The following is a 20,226-nucleotide window of genomic DNA, read 5'->3' on the forward strand; positions in this document are numbered from 1 at the left end:
GGGAGAAGTTTGATGGGCAACGAAGCCAAGCTTCGCGACTATCTGAAGCGGGTCACCACGGATCTGGCGCAGACGCGCCAGCAGCTCCGCGAAGTCGAGAGCGCCGACCGGGAGCCGATCGCCATCGTGGGGATGAGCTGCCGGTTCCCTGGTGGCGTGACCTCCCCGGACGAGCTGTGGTCGCTCGTCGCCTCCGACGGTGACGGGATCGCCCCGTTCCCGACCGACCGGGGCTGGGACCTGGACGCGCTCGGTGGCCCCGACCCCGATCTGCCAGCCGCCGAGCAGGCGTGGGAGGCCGGGTTCATCAGCGGGCTCGCCGGCTTCGACCCGGCGTTCTTCGGGATCTCCCCGAACGAGGCGCTGGTGATGGACCCGCAGCAGCGGCTGCTGCTGGAGACGGCCTGGGAGGCCCTGGAACGCGGCGGCATCGCTCCGCACCGGGTGCGGGGCTCACGCACCGGCGTCTTCGTCGGCGTCATGTACCAGGACTACTCGTCGCTGCTGATGGATGTGCCGGAAGGTTCCGAGTCGTTTATCGCCACCGGCACTTCGAACAGCGTCGCATCCGGTCGCATTTCCTACACGTTCGGCCTTGAGGGCCCGGCGGTGACCGTTGACACCGCCTGTTCGTCGTCGTTGGTCACCCTGCATCTGGCCGCCAACGCCCTGCGCCGGGGCGAGTGTTCGCTGGCGCTGGCCGGCGGTGCGACGGTGATGCCGACGCCGGGTGTGTTTGTGCAGTTCTCGCGGCAGCGGGGGTTGGCGGCTGATGGGCGGTGCAAGCCGTTCGCCGAGGCGGCCGACGGCACCAGCTTCTCCGAGGGCGCGGGGATGCTCGTGCTGGAGCGGTTGTCGGACGCGCGGCGCAACGGGCATCCGGTGCTTGCGGTGGTGCGCGGTTCGGCGGTGAACCAGGACGGCGCGTCCAGCGGTCTGACGGCGCCGAACGGTCCTTCCCAACAGCGGGTGATCCGGCAGGCGTTGACGGCGGCCGGGCTCACCACATCGGATGTGGACGCGGTGGAGGCGCATGGCACGGGCACCCGTCTTGGTGACCCGATCGAGGCGCAGGCGCTGCTGGCCACCTACGGCAAGGGCCGCGATCCCCAGCGCCCTCTGTGGTTGGGCTCGGTGAAGTCCAACATCGGTCACACCCAGGCCGCCGCCGGTGTCGCGGGTGTGATCAAGATGGTGATGGCGCTGCGGCACCGGGTGCTTCCCAGGACGCTGCACCTGGACGAGCCCTCGCACCAGGTCGACTGGTCTCCCGGCACCGTCTCCCTCCTGGCGGAGAGCCGCCCCTGGGAGTCGGACGGCGTGCGGCGGGCGGGTGTGTCGTCCTTCGGCATCAGTGGGACGAACGCGCATGTGATTGTGGAGGAGGCGCCGGAGGCTGTTGAGGTTGCGGTGTCGCGGTCCGTGGGTGTGGTGCCGTGGGTGTTGTCGGGGCGTTCGGTGGGTGCGGTGCGGGAGGCTGCTGGTCGGTTGGCGTCGGTGGACGCTGATGTTGCCGATGTGGCGTTCTCGTTGGTGGGTCGTTCGGTGTTCGAGCATCGGGCCGTGGTGGTGGGCGGGGATCGTGCGGGGTTGGCGGCGTTGGCTTCGGGTGTGCCGGCGGCTTCGGTGGTGTCGGGTTCCGCGGTGGGTGCTTCCGGTGGTGGTGTGGTGATGGTTTTCCCTGGTCAGGGTTCGCAGTGGTTGGGGATGGCGGCGGGGTTGTGGGAGTCGTCTCCGGTGTTCCGGGAGTCGATGCTGGCGTGTGGCGAGGCGCTGAGGCCCTTTGTGGAGTGGGATCTTGAAGTGGCTCTGGGGGATGAGGGGTTGTTGTCGCGGGTTGATGTGGTGCAGCCGGTGTTGTGGGCGGTGATGGTGTCGTTGGCGCGGGTGTGGGAGTCGTTTGGTGTGGTGCCGTCTGCGGTGGTGGGTCATTCGCAGGGGGAGATCGCGGCTGCGGTGGTGGCGGGTGGGTTGTCTCTTGGGGATGGTGCGCGGGTGGTGGCGTTGCGGTCGCGGTTGATCGCTGGCCGGCTCGCCGGTGGTGGTGGGATGGTGTCGGTGCCGCTTCCGGTGGGGGACCTTGATCTGCCGGTGGGTGTGTCGGTTGCGGCGGTGAACGGCCCGAACTCGGTGGTGGTGGCCGGTGAAGTGGCCGGTCTGGAAGCGGTGTTGGGGTCGGTTGAGCGGTCTCGTCGTATTGCCGTGGACTATGCCTCGCACTCCGCGCAGGTGGAGGTGATCCGGGACGAGCTGCTCGATGTGCTGGCGCCGGTATCCCCGCAGTCCGGTCGGGTGCCGTTCTATTCGGCGCTGACGGGCGGGCTGATCGATACGGCGGGGTTGAACGCGGCGTACTGGTTCGAGAATCTGCGGAACACGGTCGACTTCCAGGGCGCCACGAAGGCGCTGCTCGCTGATGGGTTCAGCACGTTTGTCGAGGTGTCCGCCCACCCGGTCCTTGGCGTTGGTCTGCGGGAGACGGTGGAGGAGGCGGGCGCGGAGGCGGTGGTGTTGGGCACGTTGCGGCGTGACCAGGGTGGTATGGAGCGGATGCTGCTCTCCCTCGGTGAAGCGTTCGTCAACGGCGTGGACGTGGACTGGGGCCTCTCCGGACGGCGGGTCGAGCTGCCGACCTACCCGTTCCAACGGCAGGACTACTGGCCCGAGTTGAGTGCCGCGTCGGCCGCGCCGCTGCCCGAGGGGCAGGGCGATATGGCGTTCTGGGCCGCCGTCGAGAGCGGCGAGATCGCGCTCGACGACTCGGCCAGGGCGGTGCTGACCTCCTGGCGTCGGGACCGGGTGGAGAAGTCGACGGTGGACTCCTGGCGCTACCGCGTGGTGTGGCGGCCGGTGGGCGAACCGGCGCGCGCTGAGCTGTCCGGCCGCTGGCTGGTGGTCGGCGACTCGTCCGAGTCGGTGGATCCGGTGCTGCGGGCGCTGCGCGAGCACGGGGCCGAGCCCGAGAACGTGCCGGGCGTGGCCGCTTCGGTCGTCGAGGCGGGCGGGCCCGTCGCCGGAGTGGTCGCGGCGCTGGATCTCGACGGCACGCTTGACCTCGTCCGGGAGATGGTCGCCTCGGGCCTGGAGTGCCCGCTGTGGCTCGTGACCCGAGGGGGCGTCTCCATCGGCCGTTCCGACCCGCTGGCCGACGCCGAGCAGTCCCTGCTGTGGGGGCTCGGCCGCGTCGTCGGCCTGGAGCACCCGGAGCGGTGGGGCGGCCTGGTGGACCTGCCGGCCGTTCTCGATGACCGAGGCGTGGCGCGGCTGGCCCGGGTGTTCGCCGGGATCGACGCCGAGGACCAGCTGGCCGTCCGCCCGTCCGGGATCTTCGCCCGCCGGCTGGTGCACGCGCCGGCGCCCGAGGCACCGGCGCCCCGTGACTGGACGCCACAGGGCACGGTGCTCGTCACCGGCGGTGTGGGCGGGGTGGGCGCGCAGGTCGCCCGCTGGCTGGCCGGGCGGGGCGCCGAGCATCTGGTGCTCACCAGCCGCCGGGGCGAGGACGCGCCCGGCGCCGCGGAACTCGCCGCCGAGCTGCGCGCATTGGGCGCGCGGGTCACCGTCGCCGCCTGTGACGTCGCCGACCGCGCGGCCCTCGCCGCCCTGCTGAACGGCCTCGCCGAGGCGGGCGGCCCCGTGCGCACCGTGATGCACGCCGCGGGCACGGCGCCCCTGGTGCCGCTGATCGACACCGACCCCGCGCTGCTGTCCGATGTGCTGGCCGCCAAGGTGGCCGGCACCAACAACCTGGACGAGCTGCTGGACGGGGCTCCCGGCGCCGAGCCGCTGGACGCCTTCGTGCTGTTCTCGTCCAACGCCGGCGTGTGGGGCGGCGCCGGACAGGGCGCCTATGGGGCGGCGAACGCCTATCTGGACGCCTTCGCCGAGCGTCGGCGGCAACGTGGGCTGTCCGCGACCTCCATCGCCTGGGGTGCCTGGAGCGAGGGCGGCATGGCGTCCGACGGCGACGCCGAGCAGCACCTGCGGCGCCGTGGGCTGGTGCCGATGGCCCCGGAGTTGGCCGTGGCCGCGCTCCAGCAGGCGCTCGACCTCGACGAGACATTGCTCTCCGTGACCGATATGGACTGGTCCAGGTTCGCCACCGCCTTCACGGCGAGCCGGCCCCGTCCGCTGCTCGACGAGCTGCCCGAGGTGCGGGCCGCGCTCGCCGACCCGGACGCGTCCGGCACGGCGTCCGGAGACACCTCGTTCGCCGACCGCCTGGCGGGCCTGGCCGACGCCGAACGGCTGCGCGCCCTTGAGGAGTTGGTGCGCCAGCACGCGGCGGCGGTGCTCGGCTTCGCCGAGGCGGGGCAGATCGAGTCCGGGCGGGCGTTCCGCGATATCGGCTTCGACTCGGTGACGGCCATCTCGATGCGCAACCGGCTGGCCGCCGACAGCGGGCTGAAGCTGCCCACCACGCTGGTCTTCGACCATCCGACGCCGGGCGCCGTCGCCGCGTTTCTGAACGAGCGCCTCGGCGGCGTCACCGGTCCGGCCACGGCGGGGCCCACGGCGACCGTCGCCGCCACCGACGACGATCCGATCGTCATCGTCGGCATGGGCTGCCGCTACCCCGGCGACGCGCTGACGCCCGAGGACTTCTGGGCGCTGCTCGCCGAGGGCCGCGACGCCGTCACCCCGTTCCCCGAGGACCGGGGCTGGGACACCGACGCGCTCTACGATCCCGATCCCGACCATCCGGGCACCAGTTACAGCCGCGAGGCGGCGTTCCTGGGCAACGCGGCCGACTTCGACGCCGGCTTCTTCGGGATCAGCCCGCGCGAGGCGCTGGTGATGGACCCGCAGCAGCGGCTGTTGCTGGAGACGTCCTGGGAGGCGTTCGAACGTGCGGGCATCAGGCCGGACGGGCTGGGAGGCAGCAGGACCGGGGTGTTCATCGGCGCCTCGTCCTCCGGCTACGCCACCAACCTGACGCGGGTGCCCGAGGGCGCGGAGGGCTACTTCCTGACGGGCAGTGCCGCCGCCGTGCTCTCCGGCCGGATCTCCTACCTGCTGGGCCTTGAGGGCCCGGCGGTCACCCTGGACACCGCCTGTTCCTCGTCGCTGGTGGCGCTGCACTGGGCCGCCCAGGCGCTGCGGCAGGGCGAGTGCTCCATGGCGCTGGCCGGCGGTGTCGCGGTGCTGGCGAACCCCGGGGTCTTTGTCGAGTTCTCCCGGCAGCGAGGGTTGGCCGCCGACGGCCGGTGCAAGGCGTTCGCCGGTGCGGCCGACGGCACCGCGTGGGGCGAGGGCGCGGGCGTCGTCCTGTTGGAGCGGCTGTCCGACGCGGAGCGCAACGGGCACCCGGTGCTGGCGATCCTCCGGGGCTCGGCGGTGAACCAGGACGGCGCGTCCAACGGGCTGACCGCGCCCAACGGCCCTTCGCAGCAGCGGGTGATCCGGCAGGCGCTGGCCAACGCCGGGCTGACACCGGCCGATATCGACGTGGTGGAGGGGCATGGCACGGGCACCCGTCTGGGTGACCCGATCGAGGCGCAGGCGCTGCTGGCCACCTACGGCCAGGACCGCGACCCCGAACGGCCGCTGCTGCTGGGCTCGGTGAAGTCCAACATCGGCCACACCCAGACGGCCGCCGGGGTGGCCGGCGTCATCAAGCTGGTGCTGGCGATGCGGGCCGGCCTGGTGCCCAGGACCCTGCATGTCGACGAGCCCACCCCGCAGGTGGACTGGGCCGAGGGCGCCGTGTCGCTGGTCACCGAGGCCGTCGAGTGGCCGGCGACCGGGAGGCCGCGCCGGTCCGGCGTCTCCGCCTTCGGCGTCAGCGGCACCAACGCGCATGTGATCCTGGAGGAGCCCCCGGGCGAGCGGGCCGACGGGGCCGAACGCGGCCAGGTGACGGCCCCGCCCGTCATCCCGGTGCCGCTGTCGGGAGCTACGGCGGAGGCGCTGCGCGCACAGGCCGCCCGGCTGTTGGACTGGACCCATCCCGAGGTCGAACTGGTCGATCTGGCCTACTCGTTGGCCACCACCCGGGCGGCGCTCGAACACCGTGCGGTGCTGGCGGTGGCGAACCGCGAGGAATTGGTCGGTGAGCTGACCGCGCTCGCCGAGGGCCGCTCCACGGCGAGGGTCGGCACCCGCGTCCGAGGCCGGCTGGCGTTTCTCTTCTCCGGCCAGGGCAGCCAGCGGCTGGGCATGGGGCGGGAGTTGTATGGGGCGTTCCCCGCGTTCGCGGACGCGTTCGACGCGGTGGCCGCCCAGCTGGACGGTGAGTTGCCGCGTCCGTTGCGCGAGGTGGTGTTCGGGGATGACGCGGCGACGTTGAATCGGACGGAGTTCACTCAGGCGGGGTTGTTCGCCGTTGAGGTGGCGTTGTTCCGGTTGGTGGAGTCGTGGGGGGTGCGGCCGGAGTTCTTGGCGGGGCATTCGATTGGTGAGATCGCCGCCGCTCATGTGGCGGGGGTGTTGTCGCTGGATGACGCCTGCGTGCTGGTGGCGGCTCGGGGTCGGTTGATGGGTGCGTTGCCCGAGGGTGGCGCGATGGTGGCCGTCCAGGCCCCGGAGGCCGAGGTTCTGCCGCTGCTGACCGACGGCATCGACATCGCCGCCGTCAACGGGCCTGATTCCGTGGTGCTGTCGGGTGATGAGGCGGCCGTGGTGGAGTTGGCCGGGCGGTGGAAGCACAAGCGGCTCTCCGTCAGCCACGCGTTCCACTCGCATCTGATGGACCCGATGCTGGACGCGTTCCGCGCGGTCGCGGAGACGCTCACCTACCGTCCGGCGGAGATTCCGGTCGCCGGGCAGCCTTCGGTAGTCGACGCCGAGTACTGGGTGCGGCATGTCCGGGAGGCCGTCCGTTTCCACGACGCGCTGGAGTGGCTGCGCGCACAGGGCGTTGGCACGTTCCTGGAGATCGGCCCCGACGGGGTGCTCTCCGCGATGGCGGATGGCGTGCCGGCGCTGCGGAAGAGCCGCCCGGAGGCCGAGGCGCTGGTCGAGGCGCTCGGCCGGGTGTATGTCGCCGGCTTCGCCCCCGACTGGGAGCGGGTCTTCGCCGGCACGGGGGCGCGTGCTGTCGACCTGCCGACCTATGCCTTCCAGCGCGAGCGGTACTGGATCGAGTCGGGCGGCGTCGGCGATGTGACATCGGCCGGCATCGGGCCCGCCCACCATCCGCTGCTCGGCGCCTCCGTGTCCCTCGCCGACGGGCGCGGCTTCCTCCTCACCGGTCGGCTCTCGCTGCGGACCCATCCCTGGCTCGCCGACCACGCCGTGGCCGGCTCGGCGCTGCTCGCCGGAACGGCCTTCGTCGATCTGGCCGTGCACGCCGGCGACCATGTCGGCTGCGACCGGCTGGAGGAACTCACCCTGGAGGCGCCGCTGATCGTCCCCGAACGCGGTGGCGTGGCGCTCCAGGTGACGGTGGGAGAGCCGGACGCGATGGGGCGGCGCCCCGTGGCCGTGCACTCCAGGCCCGACGACGGGCCGCCGGACGGCCCGTGGATCCGGCACGCCACCGGCCAGTTGGCCACCGGTGCCGCAGACGGCGTCCAGGACGTCGAGGACTTCGGCAGCTGGCCGCCGGCGGACGCCACCGCGCTGCCCGTCGACGGTCTCTACGAGCGGCTCGGCGCGTTCGGCTTCGCCTACGGTCCCGTGTTCCAGGGCCTGCGCGCGGCCTGGCGGCGCGAAACCGGCGCCGGTGTCGAGGTGTTCGCCGAGGTCGCCCTGCCCGCCGACGACGCCAAGCACTTCGGGCTCCACCCGGCGCTGTTCGACGCCGCGTTGCACGCCCTGGCACTGGAGGCGCTCGACGGCGGTGACCAGGGCATGGGGGTCGGCGAGGGCCGCATTCCCTTCGCCTGGACCGGCGTTCGGCTACACGCCGCCGGTGCCGGGACGCTGCGGGTCCGCTTCACCCCCAACGGCGGCCAGGGCATCACCCTGCGCGCGGCCGACCCCGCCGGCCTGCCCGTGGTCACCGTCGACTCGCTGGTGATGCGGTCGCTGGCCCCCGACGCCCTGCGGTCCGGCGGCGGTGCCCATGACGCGCTGTTCGCGGTCGACTGGGTCCACGCGCCGGCAGGAGAGGCCACGACGGCGGACGAACCGGTGCTGCTCGACGGCTTCGATCCCACCACGCTGCGCGGGACACCCGACGTCGCGGTCGCCGTGGTGCCGGCCGCTCCGTCCGCCGGCTCCGTCGTCGCTGACGCCCACGACCTGGCCGCCGCCACCCTCGGTCTGCTGCGCGGCTGGCTGGCCGAGGAGCGGTTCGCCTCCTCCCGTCTGCTGCTGGCCGTCCGGCCCGAACTCGGGCACGCGGTGGTCTCCGGTCTGGTCCGCTCCGCGCAGAGCGAGAACCCGGGCCGTTTCGTGCTGGTGGACACCGACGGAACCGAGCCGCCCTGGGGGCGGCTGCTGGCCACCGGCGAACCCCAACTCCGCGTCCGGGACGGCGCGGTCACCGTGCCCCGCCTGGTGCGCGTCCCGGCCGCCGACGCGCCGGCCGACCCGACGCCGGCGTTCCGCGCCGACGGCACCGTCCTGGTGACGGGCGCGACGGGCTCGTTGGGCCGGCTGGTCGCCACCCACCTCGTCACCGGGCACGGCGTGCGGGACCTGCTGCTGGTCAGCCGGCGCGGTCGGCTCGCCGACGGCGCGGACGAACTGGCCGCCGAACTGCGCGCGTTGGGAGCCGATGTCCGGTTCGTCGCCTGCGACACGGCCGACCGCGAGGCGCTCGCCACCCTCCTGGCCACCGTCCCCGACCTGAGCGCCGTGGTGCACACCGCCGGTGTCCTGGACGACGGCGTGATCACCGCGCTCACCGAGGAGCGACTGGCCGCCGTGCTGCGCCCCAAGGTGGACGCGGCCTGGCATCTGCACGAGCTGACCAGGGAACGCGAACTCTCCGCCTTCGTGCTGTACTCGTCGGCCGCCGGCATCCTGGGCAGCCCGGGGCAGGGCAACTACGCGGCGGCCAACGCGTTCCTCGACGCGCTCGCCGAGCTGCGGCGCGCCGAGGGCCTGCCGGGCACCTCCCTGGCCTGGGGCATGTGGGCGCAGAACGGCGGCATGACCGGCGAGTTGGCCGACTCTGACAGCCGCAGGATGAACCGCTCAGGCGTGGTGCCGCTCACCGACGAACGGGGCCTTCGCCTCTTCGACGCGGCGCTCGCCAGCGGCCGGCCCACGCTGGTGCCGATCGGCCTCGACCTGCCCTCGCTCACCGCGCGGGCCGCCGGCGGTCTCGTCCCGCCGGTGCTGCGCGGGCTGGTCAGGGTGCCGACCCGCCGGGCGGCCGAGGCCACCCCTGTCTCCGGTGACCTGGCCGAACGCCTGGCCGCGCTGCCCGAGGACGACCGAGGCGCGTTGGTCCTCGACATCGTCCGCGCCACCGTCGCCACCGTCCTCGGCTATGGCAGCGCCCGGTCGATCGAGCCGGAACGCGCCTTCTCCGACCTCGGGTTCGACTCGCTGACCGCAGTGGAGCTGCGCAACCGCCTGGCCGACGCCACCGGTCTGCGGCTGCCGGCGACCCTCGTCTTCGACTACCCGTCCGCCGACGTGCTCGCCGCCCATCTGATCGAGGAGTTCCTGGGCGCCGCCCCGGGCACCGCGCCCCCCGCCCCGGCCGGTGTCGCCGCCGCCGCCGACGACGAGCCGATCGCGATCGTTGCCATGTCCTGCCGCTTCCCCGGCGGCGTCACCTCGCCCGAGGACCTTTGGCGGCTGGTCGCCGACGACGGCGACGGCATCACCCCGTTCCCCGAGGACCGGGGCTGGGACATCAGCCGGCTCCTCGACGCCGACCCCGAGCAGCCCGACGCCGGCTACACCAGGGCCGGGGGATTCCTCGACGGCGTCGCCGACTTCGACCCCGAGTTCTTCGGCATCTCGCCGCGCGCGGCCCTCGCGATGGACCCGCAACACCGCCTGTTGCTCGAAGTGTCCTGGGAGGCGTTCGAACGCGCGGGCATCGATCCGGCGACGCTGCGCGGCAGCGACACCGGGGTCTTCGCCGGCCTGATGTACCACGACTACGCCACCATGCTCCAGCAGTCCGAGAGCGGCGGCGACGGCTATGTCGGCACCGGCACCTCGGGCAGCATCGCCTCGGGACGGGTCTCCTACACCTTCGGGCTCCAGGGCCCGGCGCTGACCGTCGACACCGCCTGCTCCTCGTCGCTGGTGACCCTGCACCTCGCCGCGCGGGCGCTGCGCGACGGCGAGTGCTCGCTGGCGCTCGCGGGCGGCGTGTCCGTGATGGCGGCGCCCGGCGTGCTGGTCGAGATGAGCCTGCAACGGGCGCTGGCACCGGACGGACGCTCCAAGGCGTTCTCCTCGACCGCCGACGGCATGGGCTTCTCCGAGGGCGCCGGGATGCTGCTGCTGGAACGGCTCTCCGACGCGCGGCGCAACGGCCACCCGGTGCTCGCCGTGGTGCGCGGTTCGGCGGTCAACCAGGACGGCGCATCCAACGGCCTGACCGCCCCCAACGGGCCCGCCCAACAGCGGGTGATCCGGGCCGCGTTGGCCGACGCCGGGCTGTTGCCCGGGGACGTCGACGCCGTCGAGGCGCACGGCACGGGCACCGCGTTCGGCGACACCATCGAGGCCCAGGCGCTGTTGGCCACCTACGGCCGGGAGCACGACGTCGAACAGCCGCTGTGGCTGGGCTCCGTGAAGTCGAACATCGGGCACACCCAGGCCGCCGCCGGCGCCGCCGGCATCATCAAGATGGTGCTGGCCATGCGCCACGACACCCTGCCGCGCACCCTGCATGTCGCCGAGCCCACGCCCCGGGTGGACTGGGACGAGGGCGGCGTCCGCCTCCTCACCGAGCCCCGGCCGTGGGCCGGCGACGGACGGGCCCGCCGGTTCGCCGTCTCCTCGTTCGGGATCGGCGGCACCAACGCGCATGTGATCGTCGAGGAGGCGCCGGCGCCGCCGCCCCCGCCGGCGGGGACGCGGCGGCTGCCGCTGGTCCCCGTGCCGCTGTCGGCCAGGAGCCGGGCGGCGCTGGCCGAGCAGGCCGACCGGCTCGCGGCCGGCGACCACGAGCTGCTCGACGTGGCGTTCTCCGCCGCCACCACCCGCACCGCGCTGGACCACCGCGCCGTCGTCCTCGCCCACGACCCGGACTCCCTGACGCGCGGGCTGCGCACCGTCCTCGACGGCGGCGCCGTGCTCGGCGAGGTCGACCCGACGGGCCGGCCGGCCTTCTTCTTCGACGGCTTCGACGGCTTCGACGACTTCGACGGTGCCGACGGCCCCGACGCTTCAGGGGATGCGTCGCCCGCGCCCGGCGGGTGGCTCCACAGCACCTTCCCGGCCTATGCCGCCGCCTATGACGCGGTCGGCGACCGCCTCCGGCTCGCCTCGCCCGACGCCGAGCCCGGTGCGGCCCGGCACTTCGCCACACAGGTGGCGCTCCACCGACTCCTGGAGTCGTGGGGGCTGCGCCCCGAACTGGTCGCCGGCCGGGCGATCGGCGCCATCGCGGCGGCCCATGTGGCGGACGTCCTCTCCCTGGACGACGCCTGCGCGCTGGTCGCCGCCCACGGCCGGCTGGCCGAGGCGCACCGCGCCGCCGGCACCGCCGGCCTCGCCGAGGACGACGCCGCCCAACTCCGCAAGGAGTTCGAGGCGGTCGCCGAGTCGCTGCACCACCGGCCGGCGCGGCTTCCCGTCGCCGGGCTGCCGGCGGACGTGGACGCCGACCACTGGGCGCGGTGGGCCAGCGACGCCCGCCCGCCGGCCGAGGCGCTTGCGGCGGCGACCGAGTGGCTGCGCGCCGAGGGCGCCGGCACCCTGGTCCTGATCGGCGCCGCCGACCCGGCGGCGCCCCAACCGCCCGATCCGATACCCACGGTGCGCCCCGACAGGCCGGCGGCGGAGACGCTGCTCACGGCCGTCGCCACCCTGTATGTCGCCGGCGCCGACGTGGACTGGGCGGCCCTCTTCGCCGACACCGGCGCCCGCCGCGTCGACCTGCCCACCTACGCCTTCCAGCGGCGCCGCTACTGGCCAACGCCGGCGGCTGGCGGAAGGGGCGACATGACCGCCGTCGGCCTCGGCGCGGCCCAACACCCGCTGCTGGGCGCCTCGGTGGCGCTCGCCGGCACCGAGGGCGCGCTGTTCACCGGGCGGCTCGCCCGCGACACCCACCCGTGGCTCGCCGACCACACCGCGTCGGGCACCGCGCTGGTGCCGGCGTCCGCGCTGCTGGAGATCGCCGCGCACGCCGCCCAAGGGCTGGGCTGCGACACCGTCGACGAGCTGATCCAGCGGGCGCCGATCGTCCTGCCGGAACGCGGCGGCGTCGCCATCCAGCTGACGGTCTCCGCGCCCGACGCGACGGGCCGCAGGGAGCTGCGCGTCCACGCCAGGGCGGAAGGCGACGACCTGCCGTGGACCCCGCACGCGACGGGGGTGCTCGGCCGGTCGGGGCGGGATCCGTCCTTCGACCTGGTGGCCTGGCCGCCGCCCGGCGCCGTCGCCACCCCCGTGGCCGGGCTCTACGACCGGCTGTTCGCCGCCGGCCTCGGCTGTGGCCCGGCGTTCCAGGGCGTCAGGGCGGCCTGGCGCGACGGCGACGACCTGCTCGCCGAGATCGCGCTCGAATCACCGGCCGATGGGGCGGCCTTCGGCATCCATCCGGCGCTGCTGGACGCCGCGTTGCACCCGCTGGCCCTCGACGCGCCTGACGCGCCCGCCGTGCCGAGGTCGCCCGTCGAGTGGCGTGGCGTGCGGCGGTACGCGGTCGGCGCCGGCGCGCTGCGCGTGCGGCTGACGCCGACCGGCCCCGACACCGTGCGGCTCGTCCTCGCCGACCCCGAGGGCCGGCCGGTCGCCGAGGCGGACACCGTGCGGCTGGGGCCCTTCCCCCCTCGGCCGCTCGCCGCGCCGCACGGCCCGCTGTACACCGTGGACTGGGCCGCGCTGCCGGGACGCCCCGAGGGCGCGGCGGACGCGCTGGACGCGGCGCTCGTCACCGAGGGCGGCGTCCCACCGGCCGTCGCACGGCTCGGACTCGCCGCCCTGGGCGACGAGGCGCCCGCGACGGTCCTGCTGGCCGCGCCGGCCGCCGAGGGCTCAGCGCCAAGCGAGGCGCCGCGCCACGCGCCGGAGCTGGCGCGCCGTTGGCTCGACCGGCTCGATGACGAGTCGTTCGCCCACGCCCGGCTCGCCGTCCTCACCTCGCGGGCCACGCCCGCCGGCGGCGGCGTCCAGGACCCCGCCGCGGCGGCGGTCTGGGGCGCGCTGCGGTCCGTCCAGGCGGAGCGGCCAGGCCGGTTGGTCCTCGTCGACATCGACGACGACACCACGCCGGCGGCCCTCGCCGCCGCGCTCGCCACCGACGAGCCGGAGATCGCCGTGCGCGGCGGCACCCTGCTCGTCCCGCGCCTCGCGCCCGTCGCGCCCGGTGGCGCGGGGCCCGCCCCGCTGACGGGGACCGTGCTGGTCACCGGCGCGCCGAGCGCCCTCGGCGCGCTGATCACCCGCCAGCTGGTCACCGCCCATGGCGCCCGCCGGGTGCTGCTGGCCGGCCCCGGGGCGCACCACGCGGAGGAGACCGCGGCGCTGCGGTCCACGCTCGCCGAACTCGGCGCCGAGGCGCGGGCCGTGTCCTGCGACCTCGCGGACCGGGACGCGCTCGCCGCGCTCCTCGCGCCGCTGGGGGACCTGACCGCCGTGGTGCGTCTCCCCGACGCGGGGGACGACGACCGTCCCGCGCGCCAGGAGGCGTGGCTGCTCCACGAGTTGACCAGCGAGCTGGGCCTGTCGCTCTTCGTCACCTGCGCGTCGGCCGCTCCCGGCGCCCCTGAGCCGGCCCAACCGGCCGCCACCGCCGACTTCTGCGCCGCGCTGGCCCGGCACCGGCGCGCCGCCGGCCTGCCGGCGCACGCCCTGGCCTGGGGGCCCGGCGCGGGTGCGGCGGACGGGTCCTGGCTCCTCGCCCTCTCCGAGGCGGAGTCGCTGGCGCTCTTCGACGCGGCCATCGGTTCCGACATCCCCGTCGTGCTGCCGCTGCGGCTCGATCTGCCGGCGCTGCGCGCCCAGGCCGTGGCCACCGGCTTCGTGCCGCCGCCGCTGCGCGGCCTGATCGTGCCGCCCGAGCGGCGCGCGGCCGTCGAGTCGTCCGGCGATCTCGCCGCACGGCTCGCCGGGTTGGCCCCGCTGGAACGGGCGGAGACGCTGCGGGAGCTGGTCCTCGGCCAGTTGGCCACCATCCTCGGCCGGACGGACGGCGAGCCGATCGACCCCGAGCGCGGCTTCATCGAGTACGGCGTCGACTCGCTGGCCGCCGTCGAACTCCGCAACCGGCTGGGCGCGGCGACGGGACTGCGGCTGCCCGTGCGGATGGTCTTCGACCACGGCTCGGTGTCGGCCCTGGTGCGCCATCTGTCCACCGAACTGGACGCCGGCCAGGGCGACACGGCGTCGACGGCGGCCCCGCGCGACGCCGCCGACTCCATCGCCGGCCTCTACCGGCAGGGCTGCGAACTCGGCAAGTTCGACGAGGCACGCGACCTGCTGCGCGCCGTCGCCGACATCCCGCCGGCGGCCGACACCTCGCTCGACTCGCTGGCCGGCATGTACCGGCACGCCAACGCCGTCGGCAGGTTCGAGGAGGCCGCCGGGCTGCTGATGTCGGCCTCCCTGGTGCGGCCGACGTTCACCGCGCCCGCCGAACTGTCGGCGCGGCCGGCCCTCACCACGTTCGCCACCGGCTCGGAGGGCCCCGCGCTGGTCTGCCTGACGTCGATCAGCGCCGTGGCCGGCCAGTTCCAGTACTTCCGGTTCGCCGCGGCGATGCGGGAGGTCGCCGACCGGGACGTGACGGCGCTGACCGCCCCCGGCTACGCGCCGGGCGAGGCGCTGGCCGAGGATGTCGCCGCGCTGGCCAGGCTCCAGGCCGAGACCATCGCGGAACGCTACCCGCGCGGTGGGTCGTTCGCGCTCGCCGGCTCCTCTGCCGGCGGCTGGCTGGCGCACGCCGTGGCCGCCCAGTTGGAGAGCGAGGGCATCCGGCCGGCCGGCGTGATCCTGATGGACACCTACCCGGCCGCCGCCTCCGACGTGGTGGAGCGGGTCCGCCCCGGACTGATCCAGGGCGGCAACGACCGGGACGACGAGTTCGGCTACCTCGACGGCCTGGGACTGACCGCGATGGGCTGGTATCTGCGCATGTTCGGCGGCTACTGGACCCCGCGGCCGATCCAGGCCCCGACGCTGCTGCTGCGCGCCACCGAGTACCCGCTGGGCCCGGACGCGGAGCCGCCGGCGCCCGAGGAGTGGCAGTCCTACTGGGAGCTGCCGCACGAGACGGTCGACGTGCCGGGCGGCCACTTCACCATGCTGGAGGACCACGCCCGCACCACGGCCGAGGCGATCCACACCTGGCTGGCGCGGCTGCCGGCCCCGGGCCGCTGAGGCCACACGCGGAACGTCCCCCGGTCCTCACGGCGAGGAACGGGGGACGCGGGCCGTGCGGGGGAGGCCCCGCGCCAGGTCAGGAACGCTGGTACTCGGCGGCCAACTTCTCCAGCACCGGCACCAGTTCGGCCGGCGACGCCTCGGCCAGGATCTCCCGGCGCAGCCCGTCGGCCGCCTCCTTGAACGACGCCTCGGTCACCAGCCTGGTCAGCTTCTCCCGCAGGCTCGCCACGTTCGCCTCGTTCGCCAGCTCGTAGAGGCCGGCCCCGGACTCCTGGAGCCTCGTCGCCGCGTACAGGCACTCGCCCATGCCGGTCTGCGGCACGATCAGCTGCGGCACGGCGTACCGCATCGCCGTCACCAGCGTGGTGCCGCCGCCGTGGCTGATGATCCCGGCGCAGGTGGGCAGCAGCAGGTGCAGCGCCGTGTAGTCGACCAGCCGCACGTTCTCCGGCACCGTCCCCAGCGCCGCGCGCTGGGTCTCGCTCAGCGTGGCGACCACCTCGATGTCGAGACCGTCGACCGCCTCGATCAGCATCGAGACCAACGACGAGTCGTCGTCGGCCAGTTCGAGGGTCTTGCCGAGCGTCAGACAGACCCGGGGCCGCGTCGGGCGCTCCTTGCGCAGCCACTCGGGCAGCTCGGCGGGCCCGTTGTAGGGCACGAACTGCACACCGTGGTCCACGGTGTGGGTGTCCGTCCTGCGCAGGCTCGACGGCTGGTGGTGGAGCGTGAACTGGCCGGCGATCAGCGACTCGTCGAACGTGCCGCCGTGCCGCTGGAGGATCGGCTCCAGCCACGCCTTCATCGGGTCGTAGCGCTCGGCCTCAGGGCGCTCGTCCTGGAGCTTCAGGAACTTGTCGCGCATCGGCGACCACACGTCGGGCCCCCACAGCAGCCGCCCGTGCGCGGCACCGACGATCTGCGCGGCCACCGGGCCCGCGTAGGTGACGGTGTCCCAGATGACGAGGTCGGGCTGCCACTCGCGGGCGAACTCCACCAGATCGTCGACCATCGGGTCGTTCAGCAGCCCATAGGCGACATGGACCATCGCCCCGTAGTAGCCCTGAAGGAACTCCCAGGTCAGCGCCTCGTCGGGCAGGGTGTACGGATCGACCGAGGTGTTCTCCTCCTTGGTCGCCGTCCCCGCGTACTGCGCCAGCACCTCGTACAGGTGGTGGTCGGCTCCGACCGCGACCGCGGGCAGACCGGCCTGGACGATGCTCTCGACGCCGGCCGGATGGCTGGCGACACGCACCTCGTGCCCCGCGGCCCGCGCCGCCCACGCCGTCGGCACCAGGTTGTACAGGTGCGCGTTCTCAGAAACAGTGGCAAACAGGACTCGCATCGAGTTTCCTCTTTCGGCTGTGAACAGGGGCCGTCCGCCTGGGGCCTGTGCCGGGCACCGGCTACTGGGAGCGGCCGAGCCGAGACCCTCCGTAAGGGCTCCGCTGGTCGCGGCCGAGCCTAGGTCGGGGTGCCACCCCGGCATACCCCTAGGCGTCCCCCTAGGCACCCGGTTCGGTTGAACGGCGCCGCCGCCGTCAGCCGGCGGGCGAGGCGCTCGGCCGCGGGTCGGCCCGCTCCCTGATGAGGTCGAGGATCGCCGGCACGGAGTCGTTGAGGTAGAAGTGCCCGCCACCGGGGAAGACACGCAACTCGAACGCGCCGCCGGTGTGTTCGCCCCAGGACCTCGCCTCGTCCACGGTGCACTTGGGGTCGCGGTCGCCGACCAGCGCCAGCACGGGGCAGCTCAGCCGCGGCCCCGGCTCCGGCCGGTAGGTCTCGGCGGCGCGGTAGTCGTTGCGGATCGCGGGGAGCACCATGCGCAGCACCTCCTCGTCGCCCAGCAGCGAGGACGCCGTGCCGGCCAGCGACTTGACCTCGGCGATCAGCCCTTCGTCGTCCCGCAGGTGAACCGTCTCGTGCCGGTGGCGCGAGGGGGCGCGCCGCCCCGAGGCGAACAGCGCGGTGAGCCGCACCCCCGCCGCCTCCAGCCGGATCCCCACCTCGAACCCGAGCGAGGCCCCCATGCTGTGGCCGAAAAGCGTCAAAGGCCGGTCCGCCCACGGCCGCAGCGCGGCCACCACCTGGTCGGCCAACTCCTCGATCGACGGCACACCGGGCTCCGAGGCGCGGTCCTGCCGCCCCGGATACTGGACGGCGAGCACGTCGATCGCGGGCGAGAGCGCCTTGGAGACGCCATGGAAGTAGCTCGCCGACCCGCCGGCATGGGGCAGACACACCAGCCGGGTCCGCGCCTCCGGCGCCGGGTGGTAGCGCCGCACCCAACGGTCGCTGGTGGAAGGCATCTGCGTGGGTGTCCTCTCGGAGACTTCGACGGGTTCCACGACGGTCACCTGACGGATGTACCACCGTTCTACGACGCCCGAACCTGACAGAGCCCCCCGCGCCTCGGCAACCCCTAGCCTCCCCTACGCCCCACCCGTCCCCGGGCCCTCCGCACCCCCGTGCCCCTCGCTGACCAGGAACTGTCCCAGCAGTTCCGGCACCGCCTCGTCGGCGAACCGCAGCCCCTCGCCCAGCAGCACGTCCTTCACGTCATAGGCGCCGCGCCCACCGGCGGTCGTCGCCGTGAGCCGGCAGAGGCCCGACTTCCGGTGCCACACCCACTGCGTCACCTGCCAGCCGATCACCCCGTCCCGACGGAGCGCGATGGTGCGCCGCTTGAGACTGCCATGCCGCGTGACCAGATAGCGGCCCGTGATGCCATGCCCCAGGTTGCGGTAGCCGTCGACGGCGAACGGGGCGCCCGTCGCATAGACGGCCAGCGCCGAGATCCACCCGATATGCGCCAGCACCGGCGTCAGCAGCACGCCCAACAGCACCAGCACCGCGCCGATCGCGGTGCCCACCCAGAACGTCCACAGCAGCCGCCGGCGCAGCGCGTGCCCGGTGTGCCGGATCAGCCGTACCGAACTGGTCGGATCCTCGTCCTCCCGCAGCGCGATCGCCGCCACCCGATGCGATTCGGCGACCGGCGCCGGCGGCAGCAGCGCGCTGGTGTTGAACGAGCTGGTCTCCTCGTCCATCGTGCCCGAGCCGGTGGCCACCGCGTAGGTGTAGGCGCCCCCACCCCAGCGCAGCAGCAGCGGCTCGGCGATCTCCACACCCCGCAGCCGCTCCTCCTCCAGGGTGGCCGACCGCGTCACCAACAGGCCCCGGGTGGCCCGCAGCGCGCCGTGTTCCTCCCGCACCAGCCGGAAGTTCCACCACATCTCGACATACCAGCCGAGCGTCCCGACGGCGCCGGCCAGCAGGTAGCCCAGCACGAACAGCGGGATCACCAACAGCAGATCGGCGCCGCCGAGCCAGTCGATCAGATCGGGGATCAGCACATTGTCGGGATCGGCGCCCAGCAGGTCCAACGTCTCGTAGGTGAAGCCCAGCGCGCCAAGCCCCAGCAGCGGGGTGCCGAACGACAGCGGGGCGAACCGCGTCCACCGCCAGTCGATCCGCGCCAGCGGACGCGCCTCGCCCGCGCCCGAGTTCCGCAGCAGCCGGGCGCGCAGCGCCTCGGCGTCGGCGACCGGCAGCGCGTCCAGCGTGAGCACCGCGTTCTTCGTGGAGCTCACCCGGTGACCTGTGCCGATCGCGACCGTGGCGATGCCCAGCATCCGGTGCACCGGGTTGGCCGTCACATCCACGCTGCGCACCCGCTGCCGGGGGATCGACCGATGCGAGCGGGTCAGCAGCCCCGTCTTCAACTCGATGTGCTCGGGCGTCACCCGGTACCAGGTCTTGAACCAGCGGAACGTCTCGTAGCCCAACAGGCCGAGCACCGGCACCGGCACCAGGGCGCTCACCCACCAGGGCACGCCGCGCCACCACAGGATCGCCACCGTCACGACCACGAGCAGCAGCCCCCAGACGCCGACCGCCCGGATGATCCTGGTGTCCAACCGCCGCCACTCGGCGGCCGGTTCGGCCGTCGCGTCCTGCCCAGCCGCGCCGTCCCCGCCCGTCATGTCGCGTCCCCGCTGTCGGCCTGCGCCTTCTCCGTCAGCTCGTCGACCAGATCCCTGGCGAGCCGGTGGTCGAGCCCCTCGATCCGCACCGGGCCGGCCGCCGAAGCCGTGGTCACCGTGACCGTCGACAGGCCGAACAACTGCTGCAACGGGCCCCGCACCGTGTCGACGGTCTGGATCCGCACCAGCGGCGCGACCCGCCACTGCTGCCGCACCCAGCCGGCCCGGGTGAACACCGCGTCCGACGTGGTCTCCCAACGGTGCACCCGGAACCGCCACCACGGCATCACCGCGACATAGACCAGGCCCGGCCCCCCGATGAGCGCCGCCGGCAGCAGCAGCCAGGTGCGGGCCGGCGTGATCAACACCGCGAGCAGGCACAGGATCGCCACCGGCGGCAGCACCGTCACCAGCGCCTGCACCGTCCACCAGCCGATCGACCTGCGGTCGACCCGCCTGCTCGGCGGACGCAGCACCAGAGGTCCGCCGACCCCTGACGGTTCGGGAGGAACGTCGGTCGCGGAATCGGCCATCATCAGCTCCGGGAAATCTCGACGGGCGTGGGCTCGTGGGCTGGCCCCGGAGAACCGCGACGGATCGACGAGGACTTCAGCCGGGAATCGACGGGGAACGGCCGAAGCCGTGGAAACGTCAGGCACCGTCCGCCACGACACCCCGGCACACACGGGGTGTCCGTCGGCCACGGAGCGGATCTCCGTCCTCCGGTACGGATGGCCAGAACAGGCATATCACATGCGCCCGATCCGCCGAACCCGAGCGGACGTGAACCCCGCCGCCGAACCCCCGGAGCCGGCCTCGTCGCAGG

5 protein-coding genes are annotated in these 20,226 nt (G+C 73.9%); 1 reads left to right on the forward strand and 4 read right to left on the reverse strand.

All coding sequences use genetic code 11. The features are described from left to right. Window positions 1–9: 9 nt before the first annotated feature. On the forward strand, window positions 10–15,408 hold the full coding sequence (locus tag K4G22_RS26015; protein ID WP_425336750.1) for a type I polyketide synthase: 15,399 nt from the start codon (window positions 10–12) through the stop codon (window positions 15,406–15,408). 79 nt (window positions 15,409–15,487) lie between these two features. Here the strand turns inward: K4G22_RS26015 and K4G22_RS26020 are convergent, their stop codons facing one another. The 4 genes from K4G22_RS26020 to K4G22_RS26035 form a co-directional block, all read right to left on the reverse strand. Beyond that, complete coding sequence (locus K4G22_RS26020; RefSeq protein ID WP_228082884.1) at window positions 15,488–16,759, reverse strand: activator-dependent family glycosyltransferase; 1,272 nt, start codon at window positions 16,757–16,759, stop codon at window positions 15,488–15,490. A 196-nt stretch (window positions 16,760–16,955) separates the two neighbouring features. Then, window positions 16,956–17,723, reverse strand: a complete 768-nt coding sequence (locus K4G22_RS26025) for a thioesterase II family protein (RefSeq protein WP_228082885.1) — start codon at window positions 17,721–17,723, stop codon at window positions 16,956–16,958. Window positions 17,724–17,846: 123 nt separating this feature from the next. Beyond that, entirely contained in the window at window positions 17,847–19,400 is a 1,554-nt protein-coding gene (locus tag K4G22_RS26030; RefSeq protein ID WP_228082886.1) for a PH domain-containing protein, read from the reverse strand. Next, complete coding sequence (locus tag K4G22_RS26035; protein ID WP_228082887.1) at window positions 19,397–19,933, reverse strand: PH domain-containing protein; 537 nt, start codon at window positions 19,931–19,933, stop codon at window positions 19,397–19,399. Before K4G22_RS26035 ends, K4G22_RS26030 begins: the two co-directional genes overlap by 4 nt. Between the last annotated feature and the right edge of the window lie 293 nt (window positions 19,934–20,226).

Origin of the sequence: Streptomyces profundus, from assembly GCF_020740535.1 — a bacterium.
In the GTDB taxonomy this organism is placed as follows: domain Bacteria; phylum Actinomycetota; class Actinomycetes; order Streptomycetales; family Streptomycetaceae; genus Streptomyces; species Streptomyces profundus.

Bases quoted from the DNA above. Each gene is read 5' to 3' on its own strand.
- K4G22_RS26020 (WP_228082884.1), bottom strand. From the start codon at position 16,759: ATGCGAGTCCTGTTTGCCACTGTTTCTGAGAACGCGCACCTGTACAAC.
- K4G22_RS26025 (WP_228082885.1), bottom strand. From the start codon at position 17,723: ATGCCTTCCACCAGCGACCGTTGGGTGCGGCGCTACCACCCGGCGCCG.
- K4G22_RS26030 (WP_228082886.1), bottom strand. From the start codon at position 19,400: ATGACGGGCGGGGACGGCGCGGCTGGGCAGGACGCGACGGCCGAACCG.
- K4G22_RS26035 (WP_228082887.1), bottom strand. From the start codon at position 19,933: ATGGCCGATTCCGCGACCGACGTTCCTCCCGAACCGTCAGGGGTCGGC.